Origin of the sequence: Methylocella sp., from assembly GCA_037200525.1 — a bacterium.
Taxonomy (GTDB): domain Bacteria; phylum Pseudomonadota; class Alphaproteobacteria; order Rhizobiales; family Beijerinckiaceae; genus Methylocapsa.
On the sequence record JBBCGG010000001.1, the window covers coordinates 492,219 to 512,886 of the forward strand.

At 60.4% G+C, this 20,668-nt stretch carries 17 protein-coding genes and 2 pseudogenes; 9 read left to right on the plus strand and 10 right to left on the minus strand.

Annotated elements, in window-relative coordinates; genetic code table 11:
• Nucleotides 1–53 precede the first annotated feature (53 nt).
• The 6 genes and pseudogenes from WDN46_02305 (at nucleotide 54) to WDN46_02330 (ending at nucleotide 6,953) form a co-directional block, all read left to right on the plus strand.
• Nucleotides 54–431 (plus strand): hypothetical protein, encoded by a 378-nt coding sequence (locus WDN46_02305; protein ID MEJ0092285.1) that lies wholly within the window; start codon nucleotides 54–56, stop codon nucleotides 429–431.
• 74 nt (nucleotides 432–505) lie between these two features.
• Nucleotides 506–1,522 (plus strand): hypothetical protein, encoded by a 1,017-nt coding sequence (locus WDN46_02310; protein ID MEJ0092286.1) that lies wholly within the window; start codon nucleotides 506–508, stop codon nucleotides 1,520–1,522.
• 7 nt (nucleotides 1,523–1,529) lie between these two features.
• Complete coding sequence (gene copC, locus WDN46_02315; protein MEJ0092287.1) at nucleotides 1,530–1,901, plus strand: copper homeostasis periplasmic binding protein CopC; 372 nt, start codon at nucleotides 1,530–1,532, stop codon at nucleotides 1,899–1,901.
• Nucleotides 1,902–2,019: 118 nt separating this feature from the next.
• A complete protein-coding gene (locus WDN46_02320; protein MEJ0092288.1) occupies nucleotides 2,020–2,955 on the plus strand; it encodes a CopD family protein in 936 nt (311 codons plus the stop codon).
• Between the two features lie 75 nt (nucleotides 2,956–3,030).
• Nucleotides 3,031–4,012: pseudogene (gene dgcA, locus WDN46_02325) on the plus strand (N-acetyl-D-Glu racemase DgcA).
• Between the two features lie 292 nt (nucleotides 4,013–4,304).
• Nucleotides 4,305–6,953, plus strand: a complete 2,649-nt coding sequence (locus tag WDN46_02330) for a glycosyl hydrolase family 28-related protein (protein ID MEJ0092289.1) — start codon at nucleotides 4,305–4,307, stop codon at nucleotides 6,951–6,953.
• An 86-nt stretch (nucleotides 6,954–7,039) separates the two neighbouring features.
• Here WDN46_02330 and WDN46_02335 read toward each other — a convergent pair whose 3' ends face one another.
• Together WDN46_02335 and WDN46_02340 are read right to left on the minus strand one after the other, a co-directional pair.
• On the minus strand, nucleotides 7,040–8,539 hold the full coding sequence (locus tag WDN46_02335) for a phosphomannomutase/phosphoglucomutase (protein MEJ0092290.1): 1,500 nt from the start codon (nucleotides 8,537–8,539) through the stop codon (nucleotides 7,040–7,042).
• Nucleotides 8,540–8,799: 260 nt separating this feature from the next.
• Nucleotides 8,800–9,000, minus strand: a pseudogene (locus WDN46_02340) (helix-hairpin-helix domain-containing protein).
• 7 nt (nucleotides 9,001–9,007) lie between these two features.
• On the opposite strand from WDN46_02340, the gene WDN46_02345 reads away from it, so the two are divergent.
• On the plus strand, nucleotides 9,008–9,166 hold the full coding sequence (locus tag WDN46_02345) for a hypothetical protein (protein MEJ0092291.1): 159 nt from the start codon (nucleotides 9,008–9,010) through the stop codon (nucleotides 9,164–9,166).
• 110 nt (nucleotides 9,167–9,276) lie between these two features.
• Here the strand turns inward: WDN46_02345 and trxB are convergent, their stop codons facing one another.
• On the minus strand, nucleotides 9,277–10,260 hold the full coding sequence (gene trxB, locus WDN46_02350; GenBank protein ID MEJ0092292.1) for a thioredoxin-disulfide reductase: 984 nt from the start codon (nucleotides 10,258–10,260) through the stop codon (nucleotides 9,277–9,279).
• 99 nt (nucleotides 10,261–10,359) lie between these two features.
• Nucleotides 10,360–10,851 carry a DUF992 domain-containing protein gene (locus WDN46_02355; GenBank protein ID MEJ0092293.1) on the minus strand — a complete coding sequence of 164 codons (492 nt, stop codon included), beginning with the start codon at nucleotides 10,849–10,851 and terminating at the stop codon, nucleotides 10,360–10,362.
• 132 nt (nucleotides 10,852–10,983) lie between these two features.
• Between WDN46_02355 and WDN46_02360 the strand changes: the two genes are divergently transcribed.
• On the plus strand, nucleotides 10,984–11,361 hold the full coding sequence (locus WDN46_02360) for a GtrA family protein (GenBank protein MEJ0092294.1): 378 nt from the start codon (nucleotides 10,984–10,986) through the stop codon (nucleotides 11,359–11,361).
• A 504-nt stretch (nucleotides 11,362–11,865) separates the two neighbouring features.
• Here the strand turns inward: WDN46_02360 and WDN46_02365 are convergent.
• Nucleotides 11,866–12,885, minus strand: coding sequence for an LLM class flavin-dependent oxidoreductase (locus WDN46_02365; GenBank protein MEJ0092295.1), 1,020 nt, complete (start codon nucleotides 12,883–12,885; stop codon nucleotides 11,866–11,868).
• Between the two features lie 374 nt (nucleotides 12,886–13,259).
• Here WDN46_02365 and WDN46_02370 point away from each other — a divergent pair, with 374 nt between their 5' ends.
• Nucleotides 13,260–14,867 carry a phosphoenolpyruvate carboxykinase gene (locus tag WDN46_02370; GenBank protein ID MEJ0092296.1) on the plus strand — a complete coding sequence of 536 codons (1,608 nt, stop codon included), beginning with the start codon at nucleotides 13,260–13,262 and terminating at the stop codon, nucleotides 14,865–14,867.
• A gap of 42 nt (nucleotides 14,868–14,909) precedes the next feature.
• On the opposite strand, the gene glpK is transcribed toward WDN46_02370, so the two are convergent.
• The 5 genes from glpK to WDN46_02395 all read right to left on the minus strand — a co-directional run bounded on the left by glpK (nucleotide 14,910) and on the right by WDN46_02395 (nucleotide 20,436).
• Nucleotides 14,910–16,418: a glycerol kinase GlpK gene (glpK, locus tag WDN46_02375; GenBank protein ID MEJ0092297.1), complete on the minus strand. Its 1,509-nt coding sequence runs from the start codon at nucleotides 16,416–16,418 to the stop codon at nucleotides 14,910–14,912.
• Between the two features lie 133 nt (nucleotides 16,419–16,551).
• Nucleotides 16,552–17,538, minus strand: a complete 987-nt coding sequence (locus WDN46_02380) for an aldo/keto reductase (protein MEJ0092298.1) — start codon at nucleotides 17,536–17,538, stop codon at nucleotides 16,552–16,554.
• A gap of 299 nt (nucleotides 17,539–17,837) precedes the next feature.
• Complete coding sequence (locus WDN46_02385; protein MEJ0092299.1) at nucleotides 17,838–18,686, minus strand: fumarylacetoacetate hydrolase family protein; 849 nt, start codon at nucleotides 18,684–18,686, stop codon at nucleotides 17,838–17,840.
• 98 nt (nucleotides 18,687–18,784) lie between these two features.
• On the minus strand, nucleotides 18,785–19,672 hold the full coding sequence (locus WDN46_02390; protein ID MEJ0092300.1) for an SMP-30/gluconolactonase/LRE family protein: 888 nt from the start codon (nucleotides 19,670–19,672) through the stop codon (nucleotides 18,785–18,787).
• The gene (locus tag WDN46_02395) at nucleotides 19,669–20,436 is read right to left on the minus strand and encodes an SDR family oxidoreductase (protein MEJ0092301.1); all 768 of its coding nucleotides are present in this window, start codon (nucleotides 20,434–20,436) and stop codon (nucleotides 19,669–19,671) included. Before WDN46_02395 ends, WDN46_02390 begins: the two co-directional genes overlap by 4 nt.
• Between the last annotated feature and the right edge of the window lie 232 nt (nucleotides 20,437–20,668).

Here is a 20,668-nt window from a genome sequence, read left to right on the forward strand (position 1 = left end):
TAAGACCTGTCTCGCTGGCTGAGACGCTTTCTCGCGTCCGGCCGGCCGGCGCATTGCGGAGCGCCGCGAACCAGTGCCTCGCGTTTCTGGCTTTGCTGGCCCTCGTGCTGGCTCCCCTCCATCTTTGTTGTTCCCCCAGCGCAAGCTTCGCCGGGCCGGGCTTCGACGCCGCGGCCCCGGCCATTCTCTGCATACACGACGGCGCCAAAGGCGGCGGCCCAAACGATCCCACGCCGGCTTCCGGTCAGTGCGATGATTGCTTGTGTTGCCATCTGGCGAACGCCGCAGCGCTGGTTCCGCCGCCGGCGATGGCGCAAACCGCTTATGCGCCCCGCCCTATCGCACGCCTTGCGGGACCTAAAACTCTCGGAACGCTCGCCCCCGCCTTCGTTTTAGCGGCGCAACCACGCGGGCCTCCCGCCCTGATCTGACGAGCCATCGCCTGGCGTTCGCCCGCATCGAGGCGGCGCGCCGGGCATTTCTCTTTACAGATCAAGGATCAATCATGTCTCACAAGGCTTCCATGGCCTATGCGGCCGCGTTCAGCGCAGCAGCCATTTTCACCGCCGTTAGTCCCGCTCTTGCGCATACAATCATCGGCAATCGCGTTTTCCCGGCGACGATGACCGTTGACGATCCGGGCGTCAACGACGAGCTGGCCCTGCCGCAATTCACCTATCTGACCAATCCGGACGGCTCGTACACGTTCACTTTTCAAGGTTTTTACTCAAAAACAATCACCGCAGATCTTGCGGTCTCGATCACCAGCAACTTTCTGCATCAGGTCAATCCGCACGTCGACGGATGGTCGAACATCGAAAATGAGGTGAAATACGTGCTCTATTCCAATCCGGAGCATGAATTCATCTTTTCCAGCGCCGTCAGCTTCGAATGGGGCCGCACCGGCAATGCGAGCGCAAGCGCCGATCCCTTCACGACCATCACTCCCAAAATCTTCGTCGGTAAAGGCTTTGGGGATTTGTCGATCGATTGGTTGCGTCCTTTCGCCGTAACCGGCGAGTTGGACTATTCTCTGTCAACGCATCCGATCAGCGCGTTTCCAACGCAGGACGCATTCGGCAATAACATCCTCGGGCTGAACCAGACGCCGACGGTTCTGGCATGGGGAGGATCGATCCAATACAGCCTGCTCTACATGAACTCCTTCGTTCACGAAGTGCCTGACCTGTTCAAACGCCTCATCCCCACAGTAGAAGCGCAGTTCTTCACGCCGGTATCGAACATCGGCCCTTCGGTGATCGGGGGCAACACCCATACGACCACCGGAACGGTCAATTTCGGGACTTACTATATAGACAGATATTTCGAGCTCGGCCTCGAGGCCGTGGTCCCGGTCAATTCGGCGAGCGGCAAGCATGTCGGCGCGGTAGCGATCTTGGATATCTTCCTTGACGATGTGTTTCCGGATTCGATCGGCAAACCACTGTTTGGGCCCGCCCAAAGCAACAACCCGGACATTTACGCAGGCGGCGCGGGTCGCCAGATGCAAGTTAACCGGTGAGGACGCCATGCAACGCTTCTTGAAACTCCTCATCGCCGCCGCCCTGGCCTCTTCGTTCGCTGCGACAACCGCCTTCGCTCATGCGTTTCTGGACCGAGCCATCCCGGCAGTTGGGTCCACCGTTTCAGGCTCGCCGAGCGAACTCCGGCTCGCTTTCACCCAGGGTCTCGTGGCCGCATTCGCCGGCGTCGAGATCAGGACGGCGGAGGGGGCCGCGATTGCAGCCGGCAAGCCGTCGCTCGATCCCGCCGACGCGACTGTCCTCCGCGTTCGGCTCGGCCAGCCGCTGAAGCCTGGCGCGTATAAAGTGAGCTGGCATGTGGTTTCGGTCGACACCCATCGCACCGAAGGCAGCTACACTTTTACGGTCGCGCCTTAGAGCATTCCATTCGGCGATAACCCCGGGCGGCCCGCGACCTTCAGCGCCAGACGCCCCATCGTTCCTTCCGGCCTCATGAGAACATGAGCCGCTAACGCTCGATCAGGGTCGCAGGTCCATGACGATTTTCCTATTCCTCATTATCGCGCGGTGGATCCATTTCGCGTCGGTTTTTGCGCTGTTTGGATGCTCGCTGTTTTGGTTTTACGCCGTCGCCGGCGGAAGCTTGGCTGGGGCTCGGCAATTGCCGCAAGCCTTTGCGGCGACGCGGAATTTGCTGCGCGCGGCCGCAATCGCCGCCGCTGTGTCCGGCGTCGGCTGGCTGGGGGCCATCCTCGTCAACATGACCAGCGACTTCGGAAGCCTCATTGATCCGCAAACTTGGCGCCTGTTCTTTTTTGAAACGGGTTTTGGCGCCGTCTCGATCCTGCGCCTGGGGCTGCTCGCAGCGGCGCTCAGCATCGTCATTTTGCCTTGGCGAGATTGTCGCTCCCTCAAAGGCCTCGCTGCAATCAGCGGCCTGCTTCTCGTCAGCCAAGCCTGGCTCGGCCATGCCGCGGAGGGCGGCGCAGGCCTTTATGGCGCCGCGATGATCGCGACCTATGGGGCGCATGCCCTCGCCGCCGGCGCCTGGGTTGGCGGCCTTCCCCCGCTTCTTTTCGCCCTTTCGGAGCTGCGCCGCGGCGATCCGCAATGCGCAAGCGCGGAATGTCTCAACATCCTTTCCCGCTATTCGGCGATGGCTATGGCGGCAGTGGCTGCGATCGTCGCCAGCGGCCTGGGCAACGCCGCTTTTCGCGTCGGCGGCTCTTTCGGCAAGCTTTTCGACACCTCTTACGGCGATGCGCTATTCGCCAAAACAATCCTGGCCGCCGCGATGCTGGCCTTGGCCTGCTTCAATCGATTCGTTGCGCCGCCAAAGCTCCGCGCATCTCCGCTGCAAGGGATGACGCAAATGGTCAAGCTCGCCCACAGCGTGGCTTTCGAATTGGCGCTCGGAGTCTTTGTCCTTGGAGCCGCCGCCGTGCTAGGCATTACGCCGCCGCCGCAATGAGATCGCCGCTCGCGAGCTTGGCCGGCGCCTTCCATCATCTGTTAAGTATCTGTTAATTTTTAAGATTACAGGTTCATGGCCCGCCTCTCCGTCACAGTCGACCGTTTCCCGATCGCCGGAAAATTCGTGATTTCTCGCGGATCCAAGACCGAGGCTCTCGTGGTCATGGCGACGATCGAGGAGGGGGGCTCCAGAGGGCGCGGCGAGTGCGTCCCGTATCTGCGCTACGGCGAGACGGTCGAAAGCGTGCTGGCGCAAATTGAGTCCGTCCGCGCCGCCATCGAGTCTGGCGTCGATCGCGCCGAACTGCAAGGCTTGCTGCCCCCAGGGGCCGCCCGCAATGCGTTGGATTGCGCGCTGTGGGATTTTGCCGCAAAGCGCAGCGGCGTTCGCGCCTTCGAACTGGCTGGATTGCCGGCTCCAGGTTTCCTGACCACCGCCTTCACCCTCTCGGTGGGAACTCCGGAAGAAATGGCGGGCGCGGCGTCGAGGGAAAGCCGACGCCCCATCCTAAAGATTAAACTCGCCGGCGAGGGCGACCCCGCGCGCATCGCGGCGGTCCGCGCCGCCGCGCCCGATGCGATCCTCATCGTCGACGCCAACGAAGCCTGGACAGAAGTCGATCTCGAAAGACATCTCGCCGCATGCGCCGCGTCGGGCGTCGCCCTGGTCGAGCAACCGCTGTCGGCGGCCCATGACGCGGCCTTGGCCAAAATCCAACGCATCGTTCCCATCTGCGCCGACGAAAGCGTTCATACCCGAGAGGGTCTCGAGAGCCTTCGCGAGCGCTATGACGCCATCAACGTCAAGCTCGACAAAGCCGGAGGCCTGACCGAGGCTTTGGCGATGGCGAGGCTGGGCAAAAGACTCGGCTTTAGCCTCGTCGCCGGCTGCATGGTCGGCACGTCGCTGGCCATGGCCCCCCGCGCTGCTGATTGCGGCAAGCGCGCGCTTCGTCGATCTCGACGGACCTCTATTGTTGGCGCGAGACCGGGCAGATGGTCTCGTTTTCGAAGGGTCGCTCATCCATCCGCCCTCCGCCGTCCTTTGGGGCTAGAGCACAACTGGCGAGAAGAGGGAGAGTCGTCATCCGTTCGTGGATAGACTTTCTGATTTTGGCGACAGTTTACTAAAGCCTTGCCTTAGCTTCTTTCATTTTCTGAAGCAGAAATACCCAACAAACTCATTGTTGAAACCGTCAGCTTGAGTATTAAATATCATTTTTTATAATATATTATGCAACATTATTAAATATTTGTTGTTTGTATAGGTAACATGATTGCCGGCTTCCAGAGCGTAGCTTTAGCCACCACGGCGCGCCTGCGATCAGCAGATGAATAGGATATGCCATGACCTGCCAAAGCGTCGGCAAAGTCCATAATACATTCTATGAATCAACCTATAGACTTCCTTCGCCAAACAATACTTCCAATTCCCCCAAGCGCCGCCAGTTCCGGCTATTGCGCTGGCATGGCGTCGTGGGCGGCGCGGCGTTGGTGTGGGGGCTTGGCGCCGCGGCGGCCGTGGCTGCGCCGGTGATTTTCAACCAGCCCTTCACCGCCAACCCGGGCGACGTCATCAGCGTCACCGGCAGCTCGCTGACCACCACGCCCAAAGTCTATATTCAGGGCGGCCGGCAGAGCGCGGCGACCCTCGTCCCGGCCATGGAGGCCGCCGACAATGTCGTCGTCGTCCAGATTCCGGCGACCCTGGCCTTCGACGTTTACAAGCTCTGGGTCGTCAACAGCAAAGGAACCAGCGCGCCGGTCTATCTCAACGCGCCCCGCGCCATGAGTTTTGATGCGCCGCGCGCCGTGCATTATGACGCGACGCGCGCCATCAATGTGGATAATGCGGCAACGCCCGCCGTCGAGATCGCCGCCGGCGATCAGTTTCGCATCTTCGGCCGCAATCTCTACGTCAATTCGGCCGCCGATGCGGTGACCCTCATCGACGCCCAAACCGGGACCTCGCTCGCCGCCACGGTTTCCGGCGCGAAAGACGCCAATAGCCTCACGGCGATCGCCCCCAGCGGGATCGTCGCCGGACGAACCTATAATGTGACGGTCTCCAATGGCTATGGCTCCGCCCAGGCGGATCAGGCGATCATCGGGCGCTCGGGCGGCGGCTCCGACTATTTCAAGCTCGGCGTGACCTGGGGACGCGATTTCATCACCCAGAACGGCGCCGCCTATAATGCGGCCAAGCCCGGCGTCAACGAACAATACCACCACATCTACAACGTCATGACGGACCCCGTCTTGAAGCTGCACGCCGTCGGCAATGGCGTCGCCGACGACACGGCGGCGATCAATGCGGCGATCGCGGCGGCGGCTAAAAGCGGCGGCGGCATCGCCTATCTTCCGGCGGGAACCTATCGGCTCGCCTCTCGCAGCGGAGCCCAGACAGGCATCGCGCTGCAGGCCGGCGTCGTCCTTCAGGGGCAGAGCGACAGCACCACCAAGATCGTTTATGGTCCGACCAGTTCGCAGCCGAGCAGCTATAATTTTAACGCGGTGACCTTCAACGGCAACGTCTCCGGGATCGCCGATCTGTCGTTTCAGAGCGCCGACGCCCAAGGGCTGAATATTACGCCGCTCGTCAACCAGTGGCTGACCCCCTACAGCGAGCTGTTCGCGCAGCGCGTCAACTGGAATTTGAACGCCAGCGCGGCGGCCGTCACCCTCATCGGCTGCAACAAGGTCGCGATCGAGAACTCGACCTTCTCGACGCTGGCGAATGCGCCGAAAACAGGCGGCCCATTCTACTTCGCCAACAGCACAAATGTGACGGTGCAGAACAATACGCTGGCTTTCGGGTTCATCGGCTCGGCCAGTTTCTCGAACATCGACAACATCATAGTAGAGGGCAATCACTTTACCCGCTATTCATCGCCGACCTGGATTGGCCTTGGCCGTCAGATGTCGTTCAACTTCATCAGGAACGGCGTCGTCCAGAATAATATTTTCGACGTATCCGGCGCAACCCTGCCATTCCAGAACGCCGATGGCGAGACCATCCTCAGCGAAGGCGGCTCCCTTTCGCCGGAGGCCGACTCCGGCGCCGTGACGGCGGCGACGAGCGCCACCATCGCCGACGGATCGCGATGCGCGACATGCGCCTGGAACTTATTTCCCAATTCCTACGTCGTCGTCGTCAGCGGCAAAGGGGCCGGGCAATGGCGGCATATTGTCGGGTTGAGCGGCAACACCTTCACCATCGACAAGCCATGGGACGTCATCCCCGCCGCGGGCGATCATTTCGCCACCGGCGCGCCATCCTATGAAAACGTCATGATCCGCAACAACACGATGCAGAACAACCCGGCGGGAATTGTTTTGTTTGGCCCGGTGATGTTCCTCAACGTCGCCATCGCCAACAATCAGCTGACCGATAATGGCGGCATCATCCTGGCGCCCTATCAAGTCAACCAGGCGCGCTGGAACACCACTCCGCCAGTCGCTTATCTCGATGCGACCTATAGAAATATCGAGATCAAAAATAATGTGCTGAAAAATACCAAAGGACAGTGGCCGTCCTCCATCAATACGGAGTTCTTCAGCATTTCCCCCAACCAGTTCTGGGGCGTCAGCGCCGATGGCGTCGAGGTTCGCAACAATCAGCTCACCGCCCACGCCGCCATCAATCCCAACAATTATCTTTACACCGGCAACAATAGCAAAGAGGGCTATGAGAACGAAGCCCTCAACCAGCAGGTGGGCAATGGCGCTTTCGTCTATACCGGCCCGAGCCCGATCGTCGGCACGGTGTTTCAAGGCAACAGCTGCGTCAACTGCCCCGTGCAGTACGAGCTGAGCTACGGCGCGCTGGCGACGGTCATCTGGAACGCGACAGGCACAAGCAACGTCGCCTCCACCTTCCTGCTCGACGACGTCTTCGCCAACTGGAGCCCCGCCACCGCAGGCCCACACTCAACCGGAACAATTACTAATAATCCCGCCGCTCCGGCCCAGGCAAACACGGTCGCCAGGAAATAACTGGCCCGCGCCGGCGGGATAAGTCGCGCCGACGCCCTGAGCGCGATCGCTTCTCTTCAAGCGATCGCGTCCGCTTTTGTCCAAAATCAAATCGTCTGGTTGTAGGCGCCGACTTCCGGACTTTCGCGCAAAACGCCATCCACCGCGGCGAACATCTCCCGCATCCTTGCCTCCGACACCGGACTTTCGACGACGACGACGAGTTCCGGCTTATTCGACGAGGCGCGAACAAGGCCCCAGGTTCCGTCCTCCGCCGTCACCCGAACGCCATTGACGGTCACGAGATCGCGGATTTTTTGCCCCGTAAGCAATGCGCCTTTCTGATGCATCGACGTGAACCGCGCGAGGACTTTGTCGACGACGCCATATTTCTTCTCGTCGTCGCAATGCGGCGACATGGTCGGCGAGCCCCAGGTTTTGGGCAAAGCCCCATAGAGCTCCGCCATCGACTTTTGTGGATTGCGGTCGAGCATGTCGAGGACATGAATGGCGGTGAGCAGACCATCGTCATAACCGCGTCCGACGGGCGTATTGAAAAAGAAGTGCCCGGATTTCTCGAAGCCGGCGAGCGCGCCGAGATCGCTAACCCGGCGTTTGATGTGCGAATGCCCGGTTTTCCAATAATCGGCCTTGACGCCTCGGCTGAGCAGCTCCGGGTCGGTAGCGAAAAGCCCAGTTGATTTTACGTCGACGACAAAAGTGGCTGACGGATAAAGTTTCGAAAGATCGCGCGCGAGCATGACGCCGATCTTATCCGCGAAGATTTCGTCGCCATGATTGTCGACGACGCCGCAACGATCGCCATCGCCATCAAAGCCAAGCCCGACATCGGCCCCCGCCTCCCGCACTTTGGCGGCCATGGCGTGCAGCATCTCCATGTCTTCCGGGTTCGGATTGTAACGCGGGAAGGTGAAATCCAGCTCCGTATCGAGCGGGACGACTTCGCAGCCGAGCTTCTCCAGAATCTGCGGGGCGAAAGCGCCCGCCGTGCCGTTGCCGCAGGCCGCGACGACTTTCAGCTTACGCGTCAATTTCGGCCGACTGGTCAGGTCGGCGATGTAGCGCGCCGGAAAATTCTCGACATAGCGATAAGAGCCGCCGTCGGCATAATGAAACTTGCCGGAAAGCACGATCTCTTTCAGGCGACCCATCTCGTCGGGTCCGAAAGTGACCGGCCTTTGCGCGCCCATTTTCACGCCGGTCCAGCCATTGTCATTATGCGAGGCCGTGACCATCGCGACCGCGGGAACATCGAGCTCGAATTGCGCGAAATAGGCCATCGGCGATAGCGCGAGGCCAATGTCGTGGACTTTGACGCCCGCCGCCATCAATCCGGTGATCAGGGCAAGTTTTATCGAAGCCGAATAGGCGCGAAAATCATGTCCCGTTACGAGTTCGGGCTTAACGCCCATCTCACGCAATAGGGCGCCAAGACCCAGCCCTAACGCTTGCACGCCCATGAAGTTGAGCTCTTTTTCAAAGATCCAGCGCGCGTCATATTCGCGAAAGCCGGTCGGCTTCACCATGGGGGTGGTTTCAAAGGCGTAGGTATTGGGCAGCAACTGCGGCACAGGCTTCGGAAACATGACTTAATCCTTTGCAGGGGCGCGCCTTGCGATCGAAAGCGGCAGCCATGCGTCGAGATATCACAAGTCTCGCGACAGATGAATGTGACGATTGGCGCAATTTCACATCCGTCATCAGGACCGCCGCTCGATCGACAACCGTCACCGCCGCCACTGTGGCTATCGGCTCGTCACGCCCGAGCGACCCGACGGGCTCAGTCCCTAGAGCAGCTTCGGCGCAAACCTCAGAAGGGGAGCCGCCGTTGCGTCGCCGGCATCGCTCATTTTTGCTTGGCGATGATCTGATCTTTGATTTTGGCGTAGACCGCAGCCGGGATGATATTCTTTTGCACCAGGTCGTCTTTACCCTTGTAGGGCCGGTTCTTGACGATGTCGGCTGCGCGTTTGTCGCCAATTCCGGGCAAGGCCTGCAAATCGGCCTCGCTCGCCGAATTAAGATCGAGAAGCGCGGCGGGCGCCGCCTTCGACATGGACGACGACTTCGGCGCCATCATCATCATCTTTTCAGGAGCGGCGGTTTGCGCCGATTGCCCCAAGCACGCAGTCGCAAAACCGGCGGCCGCACAGAAAGAGAAAGCGATAAAAGCCTTGTGGCTAAAGGTCATGGCATCCTCCAAACTTATTTAGCCGAGGCTTTGTCGCGAATCGCTCGGCGGTGGAGAGCATGATCTGAATTTCAAAATTCGCAACGCCGCGCGCGTTTCCGATGGGAAGCCTCCCATTGACTGAGCGAGGCGCTATTCCGCCGCGAGCCGCTTGGGCGTCTCCGCTGCCAGCCAGCGCTCGGCTTCGAGAGCCGCCATGCAACCCATGCCGGCCGCCGTCACAGCTTGGCGGTATATATCGTCGGTGACGTCGCCCGCGGCGAAGACGCCTGGAATATTGGTCGCGGTCGAATTCGGCGCGGTCTTGATATAGCCATTCGGCTTGATGTCGATCTGGCCGACAAATAGCTCGGAGGCGGGCTTATGTCCGATCGCGACGAAAACGCCATGCGTTGCATGATTGCGCAAAGCCCCGGTCTTGACGTGTTTCAGACTGATCTCCGTGACGCTCGGCGGATTGTCGGTCCCGCGGATCTCGTCGATCACGTGATCCCAGATGATCTCGACGTTCGGCCGGTTGAACAGACGCTCTTGCAGGATGCGTTCCGCCCTAAAGGCGGGGCCGCGATGCACCACCGTGACCTTGCTGGCGAGATGGCTGAGATAGAGAGCCTCCTCGACCGCGGAATTGCCGCCGCCGACGACGACGACCTCTTTGCCGCGATAGAAGAAACCGTCGCAGGTGGCGCAGGCGGAAACGCCATAGCCCTTGAATTTCGCCTCAGACGGAGTGCCGAGCCATTGAGCTTTCGCGCCGGTCGCGATCACTAAAGTATCGCAAGTAAAGGCCTCGCCGCTGTCGCCGATGATGCGGAACGGATGGCGGTCGAGTTCAACCTTCACGATATGATCGGATATCATACGCGCGCCGAAATGCTCGGCCTGAGCCTTCATCTGCTCCATCAGCCAGGGGCCCTGGATAGGCTCCGCAAAGCCTGGATAATTTTCCACATCCGAGGTGATCATCAACTGGCCGCCGGCGTCAAAACCGGAAATCATGATCGGCTCCAGCATGGCTCGCGCCGCATAGATCGCCGTCGTGTATCCTGCGGGGCCCGAGCCGATGATGATCATTTTGGCGTGCGAGGGACCTTTGGGGGAGGAGGAAGCGGACATGAAAATCTCTCGCGAGCAAGGATGCGGCCGAAGCTGTCAGGCCTAAATCTATTCAGCCATCCGCCCGACCGCAACCTTAGGGCATGAGATCGAATTGGCCTACCGAGCCGCCGCCGCGGTGGGCTCCAGCGTGATCGAGCCAACGCCAGCCGACAGGTTCAAGCCTGTCTGTACGCCAACCGATAGCGGCTGCAGGCTGATCGATCTGCCAAAGCCGCCAACGAGAGCGTTAGCGCTGAGGCCGCCGCCGAGGGATGCGTCGCCGCCGACGCCTACGAATTGGCCGGCGAGGGCAAAGGGGCGAACAGGGCCTGCTGAAAAAACGGCCCAAACAAAGCGTCCGCCCGTCGTGAAGCCGACATCAAGTCCAACGCGATCGATCGTCCCCGTGTAATATTCGCGGTGATGATGCGTGGAAAAGACGCAGGACAGCGCCCGGCTGGACGCAACCAGGAGACCAACGCCCGGAGCGACATTGCATTCCAGCAATCCGGTCCTCACCGGGGCGGCGGCGGCGACGCCGGCCGCCAGGCCCAGAAATACAACGCCCGCGAGCCACGCGGACAGCCTCGGCAGAATAGACTTATTCATATTGTCTCCCCCTTGACGATCCGGCCAATTCCGCGTTGGTCTGCGCCGGATCGATGCCGCACGCGGCGGCAATACCAAAAATGTGACAGGCCCGGTGAAAGCAGCGTTCCCACCGACATCGCGATCTTAGCAATGACGCGCCTGTTCCGCCAGTTTTCATCTTTCGCCGGCGTCGGCCTCATCGCCACGGGCGTGCATTATTGTTTGCTGATTGGATTGGTCGAGATCGCCAGGATTCCCCCCGCCCCCGCGGCCGTAGCAGGGGCTGCCGCCGGCGCGCTCATCTCCTACGGCCTTAACCGCCGTCATACTTTCCGCTCAAACCTCCCCCACCGCCGCGCCGGCGCGCGCTTCACGCTGGTCGCTATCGTCGGCCTCGGGCTGACCTATGCGCTCATGTCGGGGTTGGTCGGCTTTTGCGGCGTTCCTTATCTGCTAGCGCAGATAGCGACGACCGGCGTCGTTACTCTCTGGACTTTCTCGGCGCACAAATTCTGGACATTCGCCTGAACGCGCGCGATCCCCAAATCTGACAGCAGAACTTGCCATCGCAACCCCAAAACGACACGCTGCGGCGTCTCGCGGAGCGAGGGATCAAATATGCGTGCGAGACTCGGTAGTCAGTCGCTGACCGCTACTTCGGCGTCGAAATATTACCCGGGCCTTCAGAATGGCTTGGATTTGCGTCTAAACCCATGCTGCCGCGCGTCCCGGATTCATCATAGCTGTCTTGGTCTTGCTGCTGAAAGGGGGGAACGGCAACGCTGCGGCCGACATGCAAATATGGCTCAGCCGGCCCATAAGTCCGAACCTGGCAGACGGCTGCGCTCGAAAAAGCGCAAGCAACAATGCCGCCGGCCACAATCTTCCCGATAATGCTCATTCGCCCTCTCCATAGACCAAAGGCCATGCGCCGTGGGGTTTCCAGGTGGATAACGCGCTGAGGCCCTCGTGGGTTCACTCAATTTTCCGTCAAGACACGCTATTTTCAGAAATTTTCGCGCAATGATGGGGTCATGCTGATTTAATCGTCGCGGCCTGCTCAGACTGCAAGGAGCGGGCGATGTCCGCCAGAATTTCGTAGGATCGGACGCGAGCCTGATGATCGAAGATGTGGGAGACGATCATCAGTTCATTGGCGTCAATCAGGGCCATAAAGCGCTGAAGTCCCGCGCGGACGGTTTCAGGCGAACCAACAATCGAATAGGTCAGCATATGGGAGACCTGAAACTTCTCCTGCGGCGTCCAATAGGCCTCGATGTCCTCAATCGGGGGCTGAGCTGGTCCGGGACGGCCGCGAATAAGGTTGACGAAGCTCTGTTGCGCGGTCGTAAACAAGCGCTGCGCTTCGCGATCGGTCTCCGCCGCAACGATGTTTAGGCCCGCCATGACATGCGGTCGGCTCAGCTGATCCGAGGGCTCAAAGCCTGCGCGGTAGGCGCGCAGCGCGTCCATGAGCGAATCGGGAGCGAAATGAGACGCAAAGGCGTAGGGCAATCCCAATAGCGCGGCGAGTTGCGCGCCGAATGTGCTTGACCCGAGGATCCAGATTGGCACCTCAAGCCCTCCCCCCGGCACGGCCTGGACGATCTGCCCTGGCTGAACGGGCCCGAGCAGCGCCCGCAGCTCCTGCACATCCCTTGGAAAACTGTCGGCGGTCTCCGGCGCCCTTCGCAAGGCGCGCAGAGTCTGCTGGCCGGCTCCCGGCGCGCGGCCGACGCCAAGGTCGATCCGGTCCGGGTAGAGCGAGGCCAGCGTGCCGAATTGCTCCGCGATCACGAGGGGGGAGTGGTTTGGCAGCATGATGCCGCCCGCGCCAACCCGGATTGTCGCCGTGCCCTCGGCTAGATAGCCGATGACGACCGAAGTCGCAGCGCTGGCTATGCCGGTTATGTTGTGATGCTCCGCCACCCAATAGCGGTGGAATCCCAACCGCTCGGCATGCCGGGCGAGATCAAGACTGTTGTGCAAGGCAATTCTTGGCGTCGAACCGACAACGATAGGCACAAGATCGAGAACTGAGAGCGGAATCACGCGATTTTCCTCATATCGGCTCGTGCGACCAATCCTTGCCGCGTGAGCAATGTCTGCGACCCTTTTATCGCATGATTGCTGCAAATTGAATCAACTGTGTCGTGATGGAAAAATTACGAATGGGGCGACGCTGTTTATAGAAACGCTCTGATCGCCGTTCTGTAAGCGCGCTTGAAAGCGATGTATTGGCGCCGGAAGCCCCCTCTAGGAGCAACAGTAAAATAGCGTCATGACCGCGCCGTAGCCCAAACGCGCGTTGCTAGTCGGGAGCGTCGTAGACTAAACTCTCCATCACGTTTGCTCACGCGCCGTAATCTTGGAGCTTGGTTCGCCAATCCTGAGACCGGAGCCACCGACCAATTGGCGGAGAGAAAATGATTAATGAGGCTGTTTTTTTTAATCCTTCATTCCGAGCCGAGCGTTTAGGCCTCAAAAATGCGAAAAGCATTTTTCACAACCTCGAAGCTCCACAGCTTTACGAAGAAGCAATCCGTCGCGGCGAGGCCCGGCTCGCCAAAGGCGGCGCCCTCGTCGCCGAAACCGGCGTTCATACTGGCCGCTCGCCGAAGGATAAGTTCACCGTCCGCGATGCGCTCACCGATCAAGTCATCTGGTGGGACAATTCGAATGCGATGACTCCAAAGCACTTCGAAACGCTATACGATGATATGCTCTCCCATACCGCCGGGCTCGACCTCTTCGAGCAGGATCTTTACGCCGGCGCCGAGCCGGCGCATCGGCTAAAGGTTCGCGTCATCACGCAATATGCTTGGCATTCGCTGTTCATTCGCAACCTGCTGATCCGCCCTTCTCCCGAAGAAGCGGAGGCCTTCATCGCCGATCTGACGATCCTCGATCTGCCGAGCTTTACCGCCGACCCCGCGCGCCACGGCTGCCGGTCGCAGACGGTCATCGCTGTCGATTTCAGCCGCAAGATGGTGCTGATCGGAGGGACGAGCTACGCCGGCGAAATCAAGAAATCCGTTTTCGGCTACCTCAATTTCGCGCTGCCGCAAAAGGGCGTGATGCCGATGCATTGCTCCGCCAATGTCGGCGCGGATGGCACCTCGACGTTGTTCTTCGGCCTTTCGGGCACCGGCAAGACGACGCTGTCGGCCGACGCCTCGCGCATCTTGATCGGCGACGACGAGCATGGCTGGAGCGAGAACGGCGTTTTCAATTTTGAGGGCGGCTGCTACGCCAAGGCGATCAGATTATCGCGCGAGGCGGAGCCGGAAATTTTTGCGACCTCCGAGCGGTTTGGCTCGATCATGGAAAACGTCGCGCTCGATCCACTGACGCGCGCGCCCAACTTCAACGATGATTCGAGAACCGAGAATACGCGCATCGCCTACCCGCTCGATTTTATCGCCAACGCCTCGGCGACGGGGCGCGCCGGCCATCCGAAAAACATTGTGATGCTCACCTGCGACGCCTTTGGCGTGTTGCCGCCGATCGCCAAGCTCGACGCCGCGCAAGCGATATATCATTTCCTTTCCGGCTACACCGCAAAGGTGGCGGGGACGGAAAAGGGCGTCAGCGAACCGCAGGCGACCTTCTCGAGCTGTTTTGGCGCCCCCTTCATGCCGCGCCATCCTTCCGTTTACGGCAATTTTCTGCGCGACCTCATCGCCGAGCATGGCGTCGACTGCTGGCTCGTCAACACCGGCTGGACCGGCGGCAAATATGGCGTTGGCCGGCGCATGCCGATCAAGGCGACGCGGGCGCTGCTCGCCGCCGCGCTCTATGGTTCGCTCGCCAAGGCCCGCTTCCGCGTCGATCCTATTTTCGGCCTCTATGCGCCGACGGCAGTTCCGGGAATTGAGTCCGCAATTCTCGATCCTGTGCAGACTTGGGCCTCAAGGGAAGACTTCGCCGCTGCCGCCGCTAAACTCGTCGGCATGTTCCGCGCCAATTTCGTGAAGTTCGAAGCCCACGTTGACGCCAAAGTCATCGAAGCCCAACCAAGGCTCGCGGCGTGATCAGGCTGGACCGCCGATGATAGCAGCGGAAACAATGCGCATTTATTCGTTCGGCTCCAGCAAGACGCGCGCGAGCGCGTCCCGCCAACCCTTGAGCCGCTGTTGCCGCACGTTCTCTTGCATGGCTGGCCGGAAACTACGGTCAAGCCGCCATCTCTGCGCAAAGCTCTCCGGCCCAGGATAGACGCCGGCCTGCCAGCCGGCGAGAACCGCAACTCCGAGCGCCGTGGTCTCCCGCAGCACCGGCCGGTCGACGGGCGCATCGAGCACGTCGGCCAAGAACTGCATCGTCCAATCGCTCGCGGACATGCCGCCGTCGACTCTGATGACAGGCCGGGACTCGCGCATCAATGCATCGCCGGCATCGGCGAACATCGCCTCGAGCAGATCGAAGGTCTGATAGCCGATGCTTTCCAGCGCCGCGCGCGCCAGTTCTTTGCGCGTCGCGCCGCGCGTCAGGCCCGTGATCGCGCCGCGCGCATTGCTGTTCCAGTGCGGCGCGCCAAGGCCCGCGAAAGCGGGGACGATATAGACCGCCTGCTCCTGATCGGCCTGCGCCGCGAGTTCTTCGGTTTCGGCTGAAGACGCCACAACGCCAAGCGAATCGCGCAGCCATTGTACGGTGGCCCCTGCTGCGAAAATCGAGCCCTCAAGGGCATAGCAGCGGGATCCTCCCCATTGATAGGCGATCGTGGTTAGCATGCGATGTCGCGAAGCGACCGCCGCAGCCCCCGTATTCAGCAACACGAAGCCGCCGGTGCCATATGTCGCCTTCACCATTCCGGGCGCAAGGCAGGCCTGGCCGATCAGCGCCGCTTGCTGGTCGCCAGCGATTGCGCGGACCGATAATGGCGCGCCAAAATGGCTGGCTTTCGTCACGCCGAACTCCGCGGCTGTGTCGCGCACCTCCGACAGAAGCCCGGCCGGGATGCGAAATAGATGCAGCAGTTCATCGTCCCAGGCGCCGGTATGAATGTTGAGCAGCATGGTGCGGGACGCATTGGTCGCGTCGGTCGCATGGACCGCGCCATCCGTGAGGCGCCAGACCAGGTAAGCATCGACAGTGCCGAAGGCCAGCAGGCCCGCCTCCGCCTGCGCCCGCGCACCGGGAACATTATCCAGCAGCCAACTGAGCTTCGTCGCTGAAAAATAGGGATCGAGCAGAAGCCCGGAGCGTTCGATCACCGTCTTCTCGGCGCCTTCGGCCTTGAGGCGCGCGCAGAGTTCGGCTGTGCGGCGATCCTGCCAAACAATGGCGTTGTAGATCGGCTTGCCTGTTTCGCGGCTCCAAACCAGCGTCGTCTCGCGCTGATTGGCGATGCCGAGCGATGCCAGATCGCCCGCCTGCAAGCCGGCCCTGCTTAGGACATCGCGAACGGTGGCGAGCGTTGTCCGCCACAAATCCTCGGGATCATGCTCGATCCATCCAGGATGAGGAAAGATCTGCCGGAATTCCTGCTGCGCGATGTGCAACGGCATCGCATCCGCACCAAAAATGATGGCGCGGGTTGACGTCGTTCCCTGATCGACGACGAGGACGTAAGGCTTCATCGGCAAGGTCCCACGCTGGCGTCTCCTGGGTAGACATATTTCACGGAAAGCGGCGGCGATAGGCCGCCGCGATCCGCGTTCCCCACTCCCCCGATAGAGCCCGAAATTGAAGGCGATCGAGACGCCAGCCCGATCACCAGCGCTGGTGGACGTGTGGCTTGATGTCCTGGTCGTAAATGGTCTTGAGTTCGGCCATGGCCTCCGCGGAAAGTTTCGGCAGATCGGCGGCCTCGGCGTTAGACCGAGCCTGGGCGGCGTTGCGGGCGCCAGGGATCGCGACTGTTACGGCGTCGAACATCAATATCCAGCGGAGCGCGAACTGCGCCATCGTCGCGGATCCGCCTACAAGCGGGCGGATCCGCTCTACCGCGGCGAGGCCTGTCTCATATGGCACGCCCGAGAAAGTCTCGCCGACGTCGAAGGCCTCGCCGTTGCGATTGAACTGCCGGTGGTCCGTTTCCTCGAACTTCGTGTCCGCACGGAATTTGCCGGCTAGCAGACCGCTCGCCAAGGGGACGCGCGCGATAATCGCGACATTCTTCTTTTTGGCGGCGTCGAAGAAAAGCTCGGCCGGACGCTGGCGAAAAATGTTGAAGATGATCTGGACGCTGACGACGCCAGGATACTCGATCGCCTTCAGCGCCTCATCGATGCGTTCGACGCTGACGCCGTAGTTGCGAATCTTGCCCTCGGTCGCCAGGCGATCGAGCGCTCCAAACACTTCCGGCTGATGATAGAGGTCGGTCGGCGGGCAATGGAGCTGCACGAGATCGAGCGTCTCAATATTGAGGTTCACAAGGCTGCGTTCTATCCAGCCCCTGAGGTTCTCATAGGTATAGCCATCCACGGTCTGTTTGGGCAGCCTTCTGCCTGCCTTGGTGGCGATGAACGGAGCCTTGCCTCCGCGCTCTTTCATGACGCGCGCGATCAATTTCTCCGATCGCCCGTCGCCGTAGACATCCGCCGTGTCGATGAAAGTCATGCCGCAATCCAGAGCCTCGTTCAACGCGGCGATGGCGTCTGCGTCATCGACCTTACCCCAGCTGGCTCCTATGGCCCATGCCCCAAAGCCGATTTCACTGACGTCCCGACCTGTCCGTCCAAATACTCTCGATCGCATTCCGTTCTCCTTTGCGGACGCCCGCTCGACGGGATGGCAACTTCAATGTCGCTCGACATCCACCGTCCAGGCACATATCAGGGAGCAAGATTATATGACGATAATACTCCAATAAGCGCCGCGGCAGGATCGCGCCATACCAGCCAAGCGCTCGGCTCCACCGGCCAAGGCTCTTATAGCGCGGCGAGATGATTGCGCGCCGCTTGCAGCGCTCAACAGCAAATCGGCGGCGCTTCCCCTTGAGCTGGCGGCGCTTTATGCGCCGCGCTAAAGCTCATTTTTCAAACGACGCAAGAATCCTACGCCGCCGCGATTGTGACCTGCGTCTGCTCGCCGAGTCCTTCGATGCCGAGCCTCATGGTCTGCTGGGGTTTCAGGAAAATAGGCTCGGGCTTGATCCCCATGCCGACGCCCGGAGGCGTCCCGGTCGAAATGATGTCGCCGGGCTGAAGGCTCATGAATTGTGAAATGTAGGAAACCAGGAAGCGCACGGGGAAGATCATGGTGCGAGTCGATCCGTCCTGTCGCTTCACGCCATCGACGGTGAGCCACATCGCCAAATTTTGGGGATCTGCGACTTCGTCCCGGGTGACGAGCCAGGGTCCGATAGGTCCAAAGCTGTCGGCCGACTTACCCTTGGTCCACTGGCCGCCCCGTTCTGTTTGGAAAGCGCGTTCGGACACATCATTGACCAAGCAATAACCGGCGACGTGATCCATGGCCGCGGCCTCGGCGACATAGCGCGCCTCCTTGCCGATCACGACCCCGAGCTCCACCTCCCAGTCCGTCTTGTTCGAGCCGCGCGGGATAATCACGTTATCGTTCGGCCCCGTGATGGCGCTGGTCGCTTTCATGAACAGGATCGGCTCCTTCGGAATAGGGGACCCGGTCTCCGCCGCATGATCGGCATAGTTGAGGCCAATGCAAATGAACTTGCCGACCTTGGCGACGCAAGGACCAAGCCGCGACGATGCGGATGCAAGCGGCAGCGCCTTGATGTCGGCGGCGGCGATCCGCCTCAGACCTTCGGGCAAGAGCGCCGCTCCGCCGATGTCGTCCACCACCGACGACAGATCGCGGATCTGCCCGTCATTATCCAGAATGCCGGGCTTTTCTGACCCGGGAGCTCCGTAGCGAAGAAGTTTCATGCCAATGCCTTGATGTTGCGGTTTACGAAGAAGCGTTCAGGAGTTCACGCCGGTTCTCACGGGCGCCTTACCTTGATGACGATGAGTTCATGTCCGATCTATAACAGACATTCAACCGTGCAAAGGTTTTGTGGCATTCCGGGCTTTTGGGAACGGAAAGAGAACAGCGCGCCCGCGAGCGGCTGCCCTGAGCGCTCGACGCTCGTCAGCCCTTTCCATGCGGTCGTGACATAGACATCGCGAAGGTCATTTCCGCCAAACGCCAATTTGGTCACATTTGCGCAAGGCAATCGGACTGTGTCTATTAGTTCGCTATCCGGCGAATAGCGATCAATGCGCCATCCGCCATACATTGCGACCCAGACAAAGCCGTCCGCATCGACGGCCATGCCATCCGGGAAGCCGGTCCCTTCGATTTGAACGAAGGGTCTTTTGCGCGAAAGCACGCCAGCATCGTTGAGGTCGAACGCATACACGATCCGTTTGAGCGTGTCCGCGTGGTACAACGTATGCCCGTCCGGGCTTATCGCGGGTCCATTGGTGATGACATAACCATCATCCTGAACGGTCAACCCGCGATCGTCGCAAAGCCGGTACAGGGAGCCGCTGCGCTCGCTTTCACCATCGTGCATCGATCCAAACCACAATCGTCCGCGACTGTCGACGTGACCATCATTGAGCCGATTGCCTTCAATGCTTCCTTCAACCTCGACTTTCTTCGCAACCTCGCCGGAGCGCGTATCGAGCCGATAGAGACCGCCCGGCAAACCACAAATCAGGTTTCCGTCTTTCAGCGGCGCGATAAAACCCGGCTGATCGGGCATCGCCCAGCTATTTTTTTTGCCGCTTTCGACAAAAAGGGAATGCACCTTCCTGCCCTTGATATCGACGAAGTACACGGCGCGCTCTTCCTCGCGCCAAATTGGTCCCTCGCCGAGTTCGGCGCCGACCGCCCATACGCAATCTGAAACTGGAGTGACGCTCATGCTCCGTACCATCCTGCATCGACAAAATAGCTCCGCCCCGAACAGCGCGAGGAATCATCCGAGGCCAAGAACAGCGCCATCGCTGCGACGTGCTCTGGGTCGATGCGCTGCGGAAGGCATTGCGCTGCAATGATTCGCGCCTCGCTCTCCGGCGACTGCCAAAGCTTCATTTGCCGCGGCGTGTGCACTGCGCCAGGAACAATGCAATTTACTCGTATGCCGGAACCGCCGAGGTCGCGCGCCAGGCCACGCGTCAAACCCTCAATGGCCGCCTTAGCAGTCATATAGATCGAGAGGTTGGCGAGAGCGACGTGCCACGAAACAGACCCGAGGTTCAAGATCACGCCCTTTCCCATCGCGCGCATCCCAGCCGCGACGGCCTGAGCGCAAAAGAACTGGTGACGCAGATTTACGGCGATCCGTTCATCCCAATATGCTGGGCTGACGCCGCCAAACTCATGGCGATCATCGTTGGCCGCATTATTTATGAGCGCTTCAACGGTTCCGGCCCTTCTTGCTATATCCGCGAAGACGGCGTCGATTTCGGCCACATTGACAAGATTGCATGGAAGGAAAAGCGGCGGGTGCGGCGCAGTGCGCAAAGCATGCTCCAATTCCCGCGATTCCTTTTCAGCGATATCGAGAAAGCAGACTTTTGCGCCTTGCCGCGCGAACGCCTCGACCATTGCGGCGCCGAGCCCCGTTCCGCCGCCCGTGATGACCACCAGCTTGTTCGCCAGACTTGGATAAATTGCAGAAGACATATTTGTTTCCGGTTGCGATCAGCTGACTTCGGAAGCGAGGTAGGTTGGCTTAAAAATTAGGGCGAACGCTGGGCCACCCGCGCGCGGACGCCGCTGGATTGGCGACTTCTGGCGGAGCAGTCGAAACGTCAACATTTAGGGAGCGCCTTGATCCCAACGATGCAGGTTCCGATCGTTCGATTTTTCCTTCATCTGCGCGGCCGAAAGGCTCGGGACAGATCGCATGATCGCC

Excerpts from the sequence above, each read along its gene's own strand:
- WDN46_02320 (MEJ0092288.1), top strand. The coding sequence starts at position 2,020 with ATGACGATTTTCCTATTCCTCATTATCGCGCGGTGGATCCATTTCGCG.
- WDN46_02390 (MEJ0092300.1), bottom strand. The coding sequence starts at position 19,672 with ATGAGCGTCACTCCAGTTTCAGATTGCGTATGGGCGGTCGGCGCCGAA.
- WDN46_02380 (MEJ0092298.1), bottom strand. The coding sequence starts at position 17,538 with ATGCGATCGAGAGTATTTGGACGGACAGGTCGGGACGTCAGTGAAATC.
- glpK (MEJ0092297.1), bottom strand. The coding sequence starts at position 16,418 with ATGAAGCCTTACGTCCTCGTCGTCGATCAGGGAACGACGTCAACCCGC.
- WDN46_02395 (MEJ0092301.1), bottom strand. The coding sequence starts at position 20,436 with ATGTCTTCTGCAATTTATCCAAGTCTGGCGAACAAGCTGGTGGTCATC.
- WDN46_02355 (MEJ0092293.1), bottom strand. The coding sequence starts at position 10,851 with ATGAATAAGTCTATTCTGCCGAGGCTGTCCGCGTGGCTCGCGGGCGTT.
- WDN46_02370 (MEJ0092296.1), top strand. The coding sequence starts at position 13,260 with ATGATTAATGAGGCTGTTTTTTTTAATCCTTCATTCCGAGCCGAGCGT.
- WDN46_02310 (MEJ0092286.1), top strand. The coding sequence starts at position 506 with ATGTCTCACAAGGCTTCCATGGCCTATGCGGCCGCGTTCAGCGCAGCA.
- WDN46_02330 (MEJ0092289.1), top strand. The coding sequence starts at position 4,305 with ATGACCTGCCAAAGCGTCGGCAAAGTCCATAATACATTCTATGAATCA.
- WDN46_02345 (MEJ0092291.1), top strand. The coding sequence starts at position 9,008 with ATGGACGACGACTTCGGCGCCATCATCATCATCTTTTCAGGAGCGGCG.
- WDN46_02385 (MEJ0092299.1), bottom strand. The coding sequence starts at position 18,686 with ATGAAACTTCTTCGCTACGGAGCTCCCGGGTCAGAAAAGCCCGGCATT.
- copC (MEJ0092287.1), top strand. The coding sequence starts at position 1,530 with ATGCAACGCTTCTTGAAACTCCTCATCGCCGCCGCCCTGGCCTCTTCG.
- trxB (MEJ0092292.1), bottom strand. The coding sequence starts at position 10,260 with ATGTCCGCTTCCTCCTCCCCCAAAGGTCCCTCGCACGCCAAAATGATC.
- WDN46_02335 (MEJ0092290.1), bottom strand. The coding sequence starts at position 8,539 with ATGTTTCCGAAGCCTGTGCCGCAGTTGCTGCCCAATACCTACGCCTTT.
- WDN46_02360 (MEJ0092294.1), top strand. The coding sequence starts at position 10,984 with ATGACGCGCCTGTTCCGCCAGTTTTCATCTTTCGCCGGCGTCGGCCTC.